This window comes from Flavobacterium adiutor, assembly GCF_048282555.1.
In the GTDB taxonomy this organism is placed as follows: domain Bacteria; phylum Bacteroidota; class Bacteroidia; order Flavobacteriales; family Flavobacteriaceae; genus Flavobacterium.
On the sequence record NZ_CP182487.1, the window covers coordinates 1,505,546 to 1,518,186 of the forward strand.

The window sequence follows — 12,641 nt, forward strand, 5'->3', positions numbered from 1 at the left end:
TATCTATTTATTAGTATTATATCATGACAAAAAAAATTAATCTTTTTGCCAACCTTAAATCTGATTTTGCTGCAGGTTTAGTGGTTTTTCTGGTGGCTCTTCCATTGTGTTTAGGTATTGCAATGGCTTCGGGAGCACCTTTGTTTTCAGGAATTATTTCAGGAATTATTGGCGGGATTGTAGTTGGTTATTTAAGCCAGTCACATATCAGTGTTTCCGGACCTGCAGCCGGATTAACAGCAATTGTATTAACAGCCATAACTGATTTTGGTGCTTTTGATGTGTTTTTACTTTCTGTATTTATAGCTGGGTTAATTCAGTTAGCATTAGGATTTTTAAAGGCAGGTAGTATTTCAAATTATTTTCCGACAAACGTAATTGAAGGGATGTTGGCGGGTATCGGAATTATCATTATTCTAAAACAGATCCCACACGCTTTTGGTTATGATGCCGATTTTGAAGGCGACCAGGCCTTTATTCAAAATGACGGAAGTAATTCTTTTTCGTTTTTATTTGATGTAATTAACCATATTCAATTAGGAGCCGTAGTCATTTCTCTGGTATCATTGGTGATTTTGATTTCATGGGATAAAGTTCCGTTTTTAAAGAGATTAAAATTAGTTCCAGGAGCTCTGGTAGCTGTAATTTTGGGTGTAGTATTAAATGAGTTCTTTATATCTTCTGGAAGTTCGCTTGCTATAGGAAAAGAGCATTTGGTTTCCTTACCGGTTCCAAAATCTTTTGAGGACTTTAAATCGATTATCATTGTGCCAAATTTTGCAGCCGTAACAAATCCACAAGTTTGGGTTGTAGGTATTACAATTGCTATTGTTGCATCTATTGAGACGCTTTTGTGTATTGAAGCTTCAGATAGGATGGATGTTCAAAAACGTTATACAGATACAAATGTTGAGCTTAAAGCGCAGGGATTAGGAAATATGGCAAGTGCACTTTTAGGAGGTTTACCTATGACATCTGTTGTAGTTAGATCATCTGCAAACAATAATGCAGGTGCTAAATCTAAAATGTCAACCATAATTCATGGCGTTCTTTTATTAATCAGTGTATTGTCTATTCCAGTAGTATTAAATAAAATCCCATTGGCTACTTTGGCAACTGTTCTGATTTTAGTAGGATATAAATTAGCAAAACCGGCAACTTTCATGCATTTCTGGGAAAAAGGAAAATACCAGTTTATCCCTTTTATAGCAACATTAGTCTTTGTTGTGGCTACAGATTTACTGAAAGGTGTTGCGTTAGGAATCATAATTAGTATCATATTTGTACTAAAAGGGAATTTGAAGAGAGCATACAACTTCAAAAAAGAAGAATATGAAGATGGGGATATTATTCACATCGATTTAGCTCAGGAAGTTTCTTTTTTGAATAAAGCGGCTATAAAACAGACTCTAAATGATATTCCCGAGAATTCTAAAGTAGTAATTAATGCTCATGATACGGAGTATATTGCGCATGATGTACTTGATTTGATTCGGGAGTTTAAAGAAACCCGTGCTATAGACGAAAATATTAAAGTGAAGCTTAAAGGCTTTAAAAAAGCTTATGAGCTGGAGAATACGCCTGAAAATAATAACCATGTCTCTATCGAACATTATTATGATGTAGCTAAAAGGACATTGGTTAAAAAAGAAGAAGTAAAAGAAGATTTTTAAAACAAATAAAATTAACTATTACTTAAAAACCTTTAGAATTTTGGTAACTTTACATAGAAATACCATTCTAACAAATAAAAAGATGAGAGAATTTTATAAACAGCTATTAGAAAACAATAAAAAGTGGGTTGAAACTTCATTAGCAAAAGACCCTAACTATTTTGCTGATCTGGCCAAAGGGCAGCAACCCCCATTATTATGGATTGGATGTTCTGATAGCCGTGTTCCTGCAAACGAAATTGTTGGTGCAAAACCAGGAGAAGTTTTTGTACACAGAAATATTGCCAATATGGTAGTCCATTCAGATATGAATATGCTAAGTGTTCTGGATTATGCGGTTAATGTTCTGAAAGTGAAGCATGTTATTGTTTGTGGGCATTACGGGTGTGGTGGTGTGAAAGCGGCTATGGGTAACCAGTCTGTAGGTATCATCGATAACTGGCTTCGTCACATAAAAGATGAGTACCGCTTGCATGATAAATATCTGAATTCTATTCAGGATGAAGATGCCCGTTTTAATACTTTTGTTGAAATCAATGCGAAAGAACAGGTTTATAATCTTGCGAAGACTTCAATTGTTCAGGGTGCCTGGAAAAGTGGTCAGGACTTAATGCTTCACGGCTGGGTTTATGGATTAAATTCAGGTTTTGTAACAGATTTGAATGTAACAATTAGTTCAAATGAAGAACTAGATGAGGTTTATCAGTTAGATTTATAGCCTTAAAGCTTAAAAAAAATCGCCAATTAGGCGATTTTTTTTATTCATTTTCATCCAGATTTTCATTAAAAGCTGACGGTAACATTGTGGGAATAAACTTTATTAAAATTGGTAGTAATAAACTCCCTCCAGGAAGTAAAAAGATCGTAAGCGATGGAATCGTCTTGCAGATATCTAAAAGCTGTTTTTTTACTTTTTTCTTTTCTTTCGCATCTAAATCCCTTGTTGTAGAATAGGCCAAAAGAATCATTAATTCTTTACTTTGAATAATTTCCTTGACTAACCTGTTTTTGTTTCTAATAATCAGTTTTAAGACCATGTGTGTCATCTGATCATAGAAATGCTTTACCGGATTCGAATAATTAAAATACGGTATTTTGCTTTTATGGCTTGTTATAAATAAATTAGTCGTTTTAATACTATCGGTTACAAATTCATCCGAAACATTCATCATGGATCCTAATGAATATAAAAAATATGCTTCTTCATTCTCAACAATACCGTCACTCCATAAAGCCATTCCTGCCATATCGATCAAATAATATTGCTCTAGTTTGTTTTTGAAATAATCAAGATTTAAAGTTTCTAAAGTATCAACGGTTACTTTTGAGAATTTAGAATATCGTATAGAAGCTTCAAAAAGTTTAATTAGTAAATCGTCGTACTGTGATTTTACAGTCTTGGTTTTTAATGCTAAACCTACAATTCCTAAAACAGTTTCTTCAATTCTTTTGATATATTTTTCAGGAATTTCTCCTTCTTCCAAATATTTTCTAAAGGCAAGAACATCAATAAACAAAAGCGCGTTAGTCACTAAATGTGAGAAGTTTTTACTAATGATACTTTCATTGGTTTGTACCCTCTGATCAATTATGTTTTCCAATGAAAGAGCAGGAGTATCTTTTGGTAGTAGCATTTTAAATAAACTAAACCCTTCCGGACTCATTTCTTTATAAAACTTTAAAACTTCTGTCAGGAAATTAGATGGTTCAGAATTTCTTTTTTCTAAACAGAAAACATGATATAAAGTGTTTAATAAAGCAGTTTTTGAAATTTCGGTTTTAAACCAGCCTTTTATCGGAATAGGAATCTGCGTATTGATAGAAATGATATGACCGTAAATAAACCCGGTTTCTCTTACCTTGTAGTAAAATGAGTCAGTTGTTTCAAAAGGAATTGCTTCTGAAAACTTTTGTTCATTAAAAAACTTATCTATCCAGCCTGGTGCCGATGGGTTAATCATTAAGTTGAATTTGAGGATACAAATCTATATCTTTTTCTTATGTGAAGATTATTTTTTAAATAAAATAACCACTATATTTTTTAGAAAATAGTGGTTATCACATGGCGTATGTTTTTATATTATTTGATGATTCCGGCGCAAGCAACTCTTCCTCCTGCATTTCCTGTAGGCTGAGTAGTAAAATCATCTGCTCCCTGATGCACAATTAGTCCTTTTCCTAAGATATTTTTGGTTTCGTCATCACCACCAATAGCCCATTCGTCTGTTGTCAGGGAGATAGTTCCGTTCCCATTTGCATCTGCAGTAAAATTGCCGATATCTCCTTTATGGTATTCGCCAACGCCCCATTTTCCATGTTTTTTAAAAGTTGGATTCCAGTGACCGCCTGCAGAACTTCCGTCAGCAGCAGAGCAATCGGATTTTTCATGAATGTGTATAGCATGAACGCCTGGTTGCAAACCGGCTATCTTTGCTGTAAAAGTTACTTTACCATTCTTTTCTGTAAAAGTAGCAGTTCCTGTAACTGTACTGTTACTTTTTGGCTCTAAATTTACAGTTAAAGTTTTTGCATCGTTTGATTTTGTACTAGTCTTACAACCAATAATTAAGGCTGTAATTATTGCGAAAGAAACAATTATTTTTTTCATGTATGAACTTTTAAAATTAATGATATAGTAAATTTAATATAAAACAGAATATATTCTTTGCGATTTTAAGTTAAAAAAAACAAAACTATTGATACTAATTTACTTTGTTTGGATGATGAGAAAAAAAATAAGTAAATTTAGTATGAGATTTTATACTACGATCTTGTTACCATTTCTATTTTAAAAGTTAATATTATGATGAAAAATATTTGCACCCTTGTTTTATTTTGTTTGATGCTATTTTCCTGCAATGTTTTCAAATGTAACAAAATGGATAATCTTTCTAAATTAGAAGGCAATTGGGAGCTCAATTATGTTACGGGACTCCGAATCGCTTTTGATGGTTTGTATCCAGAAAAAAAGCCTACGATAAATTTTAATAGTAAAGAAAACCTTGTTTCGGGAAATAATAGCTGTAATTCTTACACAGGTAAATTCAGTTTAACGGGAAATAAAATCAATTTTCCAGAGCCGATGACATCTACCAGAATGATGTGTCTTGATGGCCAAGGTGAAAAGGTTTTTATGAGCACCTTATCAAAAATAAGATCTTATAGTATCACTGATGATGGAAAAACTTTAAATCTTATTTCTGGTGATATTGTGACGATGCGATTTACAAAAAGGTAAAAAATATTTCTTAAACCATTAATTATATAATTTATGAAAACGAAACTATTTGTATTAACAGCAATATCATTCTTTTTAACTATTTCCGGATCAGCTCAGGAAAAATCAAGAAAAAACCTTAAGGCTGAAAGACAATTAAAGAAACAAAAAGAAATGGAATCTCTAATTAATTCTAAGAATTTTGTTTTTGAAGCACAGAAAGTTATACCGCAAGGAGGAAGACTTTTAAATTTAGATTACAATCGTTATTTTTTGAAATTTAATGAAGCCAAAACAACGTGTGACCTGCCTTTTTTTGGACGTGGATTCAATGTACCATATGGAGGAGGTGATGGTGGAATAAAATTCGAAGGAGTTCCTGAAAATATTGCGATTGAAAAAAAGAAAAAATCATATAATATAAAGGCAACCGTAAAAGGCAAAGATGATTTCTACAATCTTTTTTTTACTGTTTTCTTAGATGGGAGTACTTCTCTTTCAATTGATAGTAATAATAGGTCATCAATTTCTTATGATGGTGAAATTAAAGCGCCAATTTTGGATGAAGTAGAAAAGTGAAGTATAAATAATAGATGACGTTTTCATTATTACGTTCATAAAAATTTTAAACCCGCACAGTTTAGGACAAGTGCGGGTTTAAACAAATTAAAAGCTAAAAACTATCGTGATATTAGAAGCAGTATGTGTTTTCTGCAACCAATTTTTCTGCAATTTTTTCTCTAAGCGCCACAACATTTGGCAGATTAGTATATTTAGTGAAACGTTTAAGTCCCATTAACATCATACGTTGTTCGTCTCCTTCAGAGAATGAGGCAATTCCTTCTTTTCCTCTTAAGTTTACGATGTCAACTGCTTTGTACAAGTATAATTTTGCCATAGCGATTTGTTCTTGTACTTTCTCTTCGCCTTCTTTCTTAGCTAATTTCTCAGTTCTTAAGATAGTACTTTCAGCCATATAGATTTCGATTAAGATATCGGCAGCAGCCATTAATAATTGCTGGTGAGAATCTAATTCAGGGCCGTATTTTTGAACTGCGCTTCCGGCAACCATTAAGAAAACTTTTTTCAGATTAGCAATGATTACTTTTTCTTCTGAGAATAATTCAGAGAAATCCGGAGTATCAAAAGATGGAATTCCCATTAATTCTTCCTGAACTTTCATTGCTGGTCCAAGTAAATCAACGTGACCTTTCATTGCTTTTTTGATCAGCATACCCACAGAAAGCATTCTGTTGATTTCGTTTGTGCCTTCGTAGATACGAGCGATACGGGCATCTCTCCAGGCGCTTTCCATTGGAGTATCTTCAGAGAATCCCATTCCACCAAAAATCTGAATTCCTTCGTCAGAACAGTTTTGAACATCTTCAGAAACCGCTACTTTCAAGATAGAACACTCGATAGCATATTCTTCAACGCCTTTCAATTCTGCTTCTTGGTGGCTTGTCCCTTCAGCCTCACGAGTAGCGATTCTGTCTTCGATGTCTTTTGCAGCACGGTAAGAAGCACTTTCTCCAGCATAAGCATTAGTTGCCATTTCAGCCAGTTTAGAACGAATTGCTCCAAAAGTAGCAATAGGAGTATTGAACTGAATTCTTTCGTTAGCGTATTTTACGGCTCCAGAAGTCACTCTTCTTTGAGCATCAAGACAAGCAGCAGCCAATTTAATACGACCAACGTTTAACGCGTTCATAGCGATTTTGAAACCGTTTCCTCTTTCAGATAACATGTTTTCAACTGGAACTTTTGTTTCGTTGAAGAAAACCTGACGAGTAGAAGAAGCACGGATTCCTAATTTATGCTCTTCTTCATTCATAGAAATTCCGTTTGAAGGATCGTTTTCTACGATGAAACCTGTAATATTTTTATCATCTCCAATACGAGCAAAAACGATGAATAAGCTGCAGAAACCAGCATTCGAAATCCACATTTTTTGACCTGTAATTGAGTAGTATTTTCCATCTTCAGATAAAACTGCTTTTGTTTTTCCGGAGTTAGCATCAGATCCTGCACCTGGCTCAGTTAAGCAATATGCTCCAAACCATTCTCCAGAAGCTAATTTCGGAACGTATTTTTTCTTTTGCTCCTCGGTTCCGTAAAGTGTAATTGGCATAGTTCCAATTCCGGTATGAGCACCAAAAGCGGTAGAGAAAGATCCAGTTGCTCCAGAAATGTAGTCACAAACTAACATGGTAGAAACAAATCCCATTCCTAATCCGCCGTATTCTTCTGGAACAGCAACTCCTAAAAGTCCTAATTCACCTGCTTTACGCATAGAAGCTTCTGTATAAGCGTAATCTTTTTTCTCAAAACGATCTTTATGCGCCCATAATTCTTTGTCTACGAACTCTTTTACTGAGTCACGCATCATTAACTGCTCTTCTGAGAAATCTTCTGGTGTGAAGATGTCCTCGCATTTTGTTTCTTTAACTAAAAACTGACCGCCACGAGTCACGTTTTTTTCGATTGTATCTGCCATTTTATTTTTTGTTTAGGTAAAAGATGAAAGAAGCAAGAAGCAAGATTTTTAATCTAACTTATTTATGAAGCCTGTGGTCATCTTTTGAAATTCAATTATTTTGTTTTCTATTTCTTCTGTTTTTGTCTTGGATAGATAATCATTTTGAAAAGCTATCAATAATTGTGTTTGTAATTCAAATGATGAACCTAAACTAATATTCAAATAATGCTGAAAATGTTTATTTCCTCTGTTTGAACCTTCAGCAATATTAGAAGGCATTGAAACAGAACATCTATTCATTTGACTTGTTAAACTATACGTTTCTGATTTTGGAAAAGTAGCGGTTAATTTATAGATATCATTAGTGATTTCCATAGCTAAAATCCAAATTTTCAAATTCTTAAAATTGTGTCTCATGTTTTTCAAGGCAAGATAAGAAGAAAATTTAATAGTAGGTTTTTTACTACTTTTAAAAAATGCATTTTCAGAACATATTAATTCCAAAAATAAAGTCTTGCTTCTTGCTTCTTGCTTCTTTCCTCTCAAAAACTACAATATCTCGTAAATCCCTGCAGAACCTTGCCCAGTACCCACACACATCGAGACAATTCCGTATTTATTTCCTCTGCGTTTCATTTCGTCGAATAACTGAACAGAAAGTTTAGCACCAGTACATCCCAGAGGATGACCTAACGAAATTGCTCCACCGTTTACGTTTACGATATCAGGATTCAAGCCTAACTCACGAATTACAGCCAAAGACTGAGAAGCAAAAGCCTCGTTCAATTCAATTAATTCGATGTCGTTTAATGTTAAACCCGCTTGTTTTAAAGCTTTCGGAATAGCTTTTACAGGTCCGATCCCCATAATTCTTGGCTCAACACCAGAAGAAGCAAAGTTTACCAAACGCGCGATTGGCTCAAGATTTAATTCTTTTACCATATCTTCGCTCATGATTAAAACAAAAGCAGCACCGTCACTCATTTGAGAAGAGTTACCAGCCGTTACACTTCCGTCAGCAGCAAAAACGGGTTTTAAACCTGCTAAAGCTTCTTTAGAAGTTCCAGCTCTTGGTCCTTCGTCTTTATTTACAACGTATGATTTTGTTTCCTTTTTACCATTTTCATTGATGAAAGTCTGCTCAACCGTAATGGGAACGATTTGTTTATCGAATTTTCCTTCTGCTTGCGCTTTTAAAGCTTTCATATGAGAATTGTAAGCAAACTCATCCTGATCTTCTCTAGAAACATTGTATTGTTTAGCAACCGCTTCAGCAGTTAAACCCATTCCCCAATAGTAATCTTCATGACCTGCAGCGGCAACTTTATAATCCGGAGTTGGTTTGTAACCTCCCATCGGAATAAAACTCATACTTTCTGCGCCACCTGCAATGATACAATCTGCCATTCCTGATTGGATTTTAGCAGTCGCCATTCCAATAGTTTCTAATCCAGATGCGCAGTAACGGTTTACCGTAACTCCAGGAACGTCTTCCACTTTTAATCCCATTAAAGAGATCAGACGTCCAACGTTAAGTCCTTGTTCAGCTTCCGGCATGGCATTTCCTACCATAACGTCATCGATACGTTTTTTATCGAAATTAGGCAGTTCGTCCATCATAAACTGGATCGTTTCTGCAGCTAATTCGTCAGGTCTTTTAAATCTAAAAACACCTTTTGGAGCTTTTCCAACTGCTGTTCTATATGCTTTTACTATATATGCTGTTTTCATTTTCTTAGTTTAATAGTATTGATTTTTCTTGTTCTTCTGTTAATTGAACCCCAATATTATCGAGTTCTTTAAATAAATCATTTATAAAAGAAATGTTAGTTTGACTTTGTAATTCGAAGTATTTATCATTTTTAACTAATTTTGAAATTGAATCTTTATTACCAATTCTAAATCCTGTATTATCTATTTGATATCTAAAAACATTATTTTCGTCTTTTTTGAATTCTTCTCTACGATAGTCAATTATACTCCAATCTAAATTTTCTTTTTCATAAATTCTTTTACGAGTTGAAATTTCAGGTGTGTTATAATAAATTTCATTTCCAACACTCACGTTTACTAATTCTCCGGAAGTAGAAAAATCAGTATAAGAAAGTTTAAAGCCTATTTTTTTTATAAAATCTTCATTAGTAAAAATATCTTTTTTTAGATGCTTATAGTTATCAAAATTTTCTAAAATATCATTTTCGTCATGAATGGAAATTGCTTTATTTGAATTATCTGTCTCTAAATATATTTTATCGGCAACAGAATAATATTTTCTACTTTCTTTACTCATGATTAGTTTCTCAAAGGTTTACCTTTTGTTAGCATGTATTGAATACGTTCAAGAGTCTTTCTTTCTGTACAAAGAGATAAGAAAGCTTCACGTTCGATATCTAATAAATATTGTTCAGATACTAAAGTCGCTTCAGATAAATCACCACCAGCCATTACATAAGCCAGTTTGTTGGCGATTTTCTTGTCGTGCTCAGAAATGTATTTTCCAGCTTCCATTTGGTCAGTTCCAACTAAGAACATTCCAAGAGCTTGTTTTCCTAATACTTTCACATCGGTTCTTCTGATAGGCTGAGTATACCCAGCTTCTGCCATTAACAAAGCATGTTTCTTAGCTTCAGCGATCTGACGATCTTTGTTTACTACGATAACATCTTTTCCATGTTGAAGAAGTCCAGTGTCAAAAGCTTCATAACCTGAAGTTGATACTTTTGCCATAGCGATTGTCAAGAAATACTCTTGCAGAACATTCAATTCCACATCGTTTTTTCGGAATAAATCGGAAGCTCTTAAAGTTAATTCTTTAGAGCCACCACCACCAGGAATAACACCAACACCAAATTCAACTAATCCCATGTAGGTTTCTGCAGCAGCAACCACTTTATCAGCATGTAAACTCATTTCGCATCCACCGCCAAAAGTCATTCCGTGAGGCGCCACTACAACTGGAATAGAAGAGTAACGAACACGCATCATCGTGTCTTGGAACAATTTGATCGCCATGTTCAATTCGTCGTATTCCTGCTCAACTGCCATCATGAAAATCATTCCGATATTAGCTCCAACAGAGAAATTCGCTGCCTGATTTCCGATAACCAAACCTTGGTGTTCTTTTTCTGCTAATTCAATTGCTTTATTGATCGCTGAAAGAACGTCACCGCCAATGGTATTCATTTTAGACTGGAATTCTAAGTTTAAGATTCCGTCTCCTAAATCCTGAATGATTGCACCGCTATTGCTCCAAACTTTTTTACTTTCGCGAATGTTGTTTAAGATAATGAATGAGTCTTGTCCAGGAACTTTAACTTGTGATTTTGTAGGAATGTTATAGAAATAAGTCGCTCCTTCTTTTACAGTATAGAAACTGTCACTTCCAGAAGACAACATTTCAGTAACCCATTCAGCAGGCTCTAAACCTTCCGCTTTCATTATTTCAATTCCTTTGGCAACACCAATCGCATCCCAGATTTCGAATGGACCATTTTCCCATCCAAAACCAGCTTTCATGGCATCGTCAATTTTGTATAAGTCGTCTGAGATTTCAGGGATTCTGTTTGACACATAAGCAAACATTCCGGAGAAACTCTTACGGTAGAATTCTCCCGCTTTGTCTGTTCCTTTTACTAAAACTTTAAAACGATTGATAGGTTTATCGATAGTTTTTGTTAGTTCAAGTGTAGCAAAATTTGCTTTTTTTGCAGCGCGGTATTCTAATGTATCTAAGTCTAAAGAAAGAATAGCTGCATCTACTTTTTTATAAAAACCTTGTCCGGTTTTGCTTCCTAACCAATTATTTTCCATCATTTTTGTGATGAAATCAGGAAGTTTGAACAATTCGTGCTGTTCGTCGTTCGGGCAGTTTTCATAAATACCGTTGGCAACGTGTACCAAAGTATCCAATCCAACAACGTCAACGGTACGGAAAGTAGCCGATTTTGGACGACCAATTACTGGTCCTGTCAATTTATCCACTTCTTCAATCGTTAATCCCATTTCTTTTACCAAGTGGAATAAACTCTGAATCCCGTAAATACCAATTCTGTTTCCAATAAACGCCGGAGTATCTTTAGCAACAACCGAAGTTTTTCCTAAGAATTTTGATCCGTAATCGTTTAAGAAATCCAATACTTCAGTTGAAGTTTTTGGGCCAGGAATAATTTCAAATAATTTTAAGTAACGCGCAGGGTTAAAAAAGTGCGTTCCGCAGAAGTGCTGTTGAAAATCTTCGCTTCTTCCTTCGCTCATAAAATGAATCGGAATACCAGAAGTATTAGAAGTAACCAAAGTTCCCGGTTTACGGAATTTGTCGATTTGTTCGAATACTAATTTCTTAACATCCAAACGTTCTACTACCACCTCAATAATCCAGTCAACATGAGCAATTTTTGCCATATCGTCTGTCGTATTTCCAGTAGTAATTCGGCTTGCGAATTTCTGACTGTAAATAGGAGAGGGTTTCGATTTTAATGAGTTCGCCAAATGGTCATTTACCACACGGTTGCGAACGGCTTTACTTTCAAGCGTTAATCCTTTTTTAGCTTCAGCTTCTGTCAACTCGCGAGGGACGATGTCAAGCAGTAAAACTTCAACACCAATGTTGGCAAAATGACAAGCTATTCCTGAACCCATAATTCCGGATCCGATTACAGCAACTTTTTTAATTGTGCGTTTCATATTTTAGTTAATTTATTATTTGCAGTTTTCGAATTACTTGTTTTCTTGAGAAGGGGTATTCGTTTCTGCATTTTCTGTATGATTAAATATGTTTTTGTCCTGAATTAATTCGTTGATGATTTCAGAAACTTCGATAAAATGTTTCAGTTTTTCATCTGTTACATGTTTTTTGACTGTCTCATTAAATTTCAGGACTGTATTTTTAGATAATTCTCTTTTTTCTTTTCCAAATTCGGTTAGGTAGATTAAAACACCTCGTCCGTCGCTTGGATTCTTTTTGCGAACAATCAAGCCTTTGTCTTCCATAGATTTTAATGTTCTGGTTAAGCTTGTGGCTTCCATTCCCATTCTTGGACCAAGAGCGGTTGATGGAGTTCCTTCTTCCTTGTCAATGCTTAACAAAGCGAATCCTGTTGCCATTGTAGCATCGTATTTTGCAGCTTCTTCATTATACATTCTGGATACAGCCTGCCATGTTGCTCTCAAAATATAATCTATCGTTTTGTCTTTCATAAATAACTATATCGATTTCAAATATAACGAAAAAATACTATGCATGCATATTATTTTTCATAAATTTTGGTTAATT

The 12,641-nt window shown here is 34.5% G+C and carries 12 protein-coding genes; 4 read left to right on the top strand and 8 right to left on the bottom strand.

Annotated elements, in window-relative coordinates; translation table 11 throughout:
- The first annotated feature begins 23 nt into the window (after window positions 1–23).
- Both ACNC7R_RS06690 and can read left to right on the top strand, forming a co-directional pair.
- Window positions 24–1,673 carry a SulP family inorganic anion transporter gene (locus ACNC7R_RS06690; protein WP_417940167.1) on the top strand — a complete coding sequence of 550 codons (1,650 nt, stop codon included), beginning with the start codon at window positions 24–26 and terminating at the stop codon, window positions 1,671–1,673.
- Between the two features lie 82 nt (window positions 1,674–1,755).
- Window positions 1,756–2,391 carry a carbonate dehydratase gene (gene can, locus ACNC7R_RS06695; protein WP_417940168.1) on the top strand — a complete coding sequence of 212 codons (636 nt, stop codon included), beginning with the start codon at window positions 1,756–1,758 and terminating at the stop codon, window positions 2,389–2,391.
- Window positions 2,392–2,431: 40 nt separating this feature from the next.
- On the opposite strand, the gene ACNC7R_RS06700 is transcribed toward can, so the two are convergent.
- Window positions 2,432–3,634: an LETM1-related biofilm-associated protein gene (locus ACNC7R_RS06700; RefSeq protein ID WP_417940169.1), complete on the bottom strand. Its 1,203-nt coding sequence runs from the start codon at window positions 3,632–3,634 to the stop codon at window positions 2,432–2,434.
- Between the two features lie 119 nt (window positions 3,635–3,753).
- Entirely contained in the window at window positions 3,754–4,281 is a 528-nt protein-coding gene (locus ACNC7R_RS06705) for a superoxide dismutase family protein (RefSeq protein WP_417940170.1), read from the bottom strand.
- A gap of 270 nt (window positions 4,282–4,551) precedes the next feature.
- Here ACNC7R_RS06705 and ACNC7R_RS06710 point away from each other — a divergent pair, with 270 nt between their 5' ends.
- Together ACNC7R_RS06710 and ACNC7R_RS06715 are read left to right on the top strand one after the other, a co-directional pair.
- Entirely contained in the window at window positions 4,552–4,911 is a 360-nt protein-coding gene (locus ACNC7R_RS06710) for an META domain-containing protein (protein WP_417940171.1), read from the top strand.
- 33 nt (window positions 4,912–4,944) lie between these two features.
- Window positions 4,945–5,469 (top strand): DUF4251 domain-containing protein, encoded by a 525-nt coding sequence (locus ACNC7R_RS06715; RefSeq protein WP_417940172.1) that lies wholly within the window; start codon window positions 4,945–4,947, stop codon window positions 5,467–5,469.
- A gap of 112 nt (window positions 5,470–5,581) precedes the next feature.
- Here the strand turns inward: ACNC7R_RS06715 and ACNC7R_RS06720 are convergent, their stop codons facing one another.
- The 6 genes from ACNC7R_RS06720 to ACNC7R_RS06745 all read right to left on the bottom strand — a co-directional run bounded on the left by ACNC7R_RS06720 (window position 5,582) and on the right by ACNC7R_RS06745 (window position 12,565).
- Window positions 5,582–7,387, bottom strand: a complete 1,806-nt coding sequence (locus ACNC7R_RS06720; protein ID WP_417940173.1) for an acyl-CoA dehydrogenase family protein — start codon at window positions 7,385–7,387, stop codon at window positions 5,582–5,584.
- A gap of 48 nt (window positions 7,388–7,435) precedes the next feature.
- Entirely contained in the window at window positions 7,436–7,786 is a 351-nt protein-coding gene (locus ACNC7R_RS06725; RefSeq protein ID WP_417940174.1) for a four helix bundle protein, read from the bottom strand.
- A gap of 132 nt (window positions 7,787–7,918) precedes the next feature.
- Window positions 7,919–9,100, bottom strand: a complete 1,182-nt coding sequence (locus ACNC7R_RS06730) for a thiolase family protein (RefSeq protein WP_417940175.1) — start codon at window positions 9,098–9,100, stop codon at window positions 7,919–7,921.
- 4 nt (window positions 9,101–9,104) lie between these two features.
- Window positions 9,105–9,659: a hypothetical protein gene (locus ACNC7R_RS06735; RefSeq protein ID WP_417940176.1), complete on the bottom strand. Its 555-nt coding sequence runs from the start codon at window positions 9,657–9,659 to the stop codon at window positions 9,105–9,107.
- 2 nt (window positions 9,660–9,661) lie between these two features.
- The gene (locus tag ACNC7R_RS06740; protein WP_417940177.1) at window positions 9,662–12,052 is read right to left on the bottom strand and encodes a 3-hydroxyacyl-CoA dehydrogenase/enoyl-CoA hydratase family protein; all 2,391 of its coding nucleotides are present in this window, start codon (window positions 12,050–12,052) and stop codon (window positions 9,662–9,664) included.
- A 33-nt stretch (window positions 12,053–12,085) separates the two neighbouring features.
- Window positions 12,086–12,565 (bottom strand): MarR family winged helix-turn-helix transcriptional regulator, encoded by a 480-nt coding sequence (locus ACNC7R_RS06745; RefSeq protein WP_417940178.1) that lies wholly within the window; start codon window positions 12,563–12,565, stop codon window positions 12,086–12,088.
- Window positions 12,566–12,641 lie beyond the last annotated feature (76 nt).

Excerpts from the sequence above, each read along its gene's own strand:
- ACNC7R_RS06745 (WP_417940178.1), bottom strand. The coding sequence starts at position 12,565 with ATGAAAGACAAAACGATAGATTATATTTTGAGAGCAACATGGCAGGCT.
- ACNC7R_RS06710 (WP_417940171.1), top strand. The coding sequence starts at position 4,552 with ATGGATAATCTTTCTAAATTAGAAGGCAATTGGGAGCTCAATTATGTT.
- ACNC7R_RS06720 (WP_417940173.1), bottom strand. The coding sequence starts at position 7,387 with ATGGCAGATACAATCGAAAAAAACGTGACTCGTGGCGGTCAGTTTTTA.
- ACNC7R_RS06740 (WP_417940177.1), bottom strand. The coding sequence starts at position 12,052 with ATGAAACGCACAATTAAAAAAGTTGCTGTAATCGGATCCGGAATTATG.
- ACNC7R_RS06705 (WP_417940170.1), bottom strand. The coding sequence starts at position 4,281 with ATGAAAAAAATAATTGTTTCTTTCGCAATAATTACAGCCTTAATTATT.
- ACNC7R_RS06715 (WP_417940172.1), top strand. The coding sequence starts at position 4,945 with ATGAAAACGAAACTATTTGTATTAACAGCAATATCATTCTTTTTAACT.
- ACNC7R_RS06700 (WP_417940169.1), bottom strand. The coding sequence starts at position 3,634 with ATGATTAACCCATCGGCACCAGGCTGGATAGATAAGTTTTTTAATGAA.
- ACNC7R_RS06735 (WP_417940176.1), bottom strand. The coding sequence starts at position 9,659 with ATGAGTAAAGAAAGTAGAAAATATTATTCTGTTGCCGATAAAATATAT.
- ACNC7R_RS06690 (WP_417940167.1), top strand. The coding sequence starts at position 24 with ATGACAAAAAAAATTAATCTTTTTGCCAACCTTAAATCTGATTTTGCT.
- ACNC7R_RS06730 (WP_417940175.1), bottom strand. The coding sequence starts at position 9,100 with ATGAAAACAGCATATATAGTAAAAGCATATAGAACAGCAGTTGGAAAA.
- can (WP_417940168.1), top strand. The coding sequence starts at position 1,756 with ATGAGAGAATTTTATAAACAGCTATTAGAAAACAATAAAAAGTGGGTT.
- ACNC7R_RS06725 (WP_417940174.1), bottom strand. The coding sequence starts at position 7,786 with ATGAGACACAATTTTAAGAATTTGAAAATTTGGATTTTAGCTATGGAA.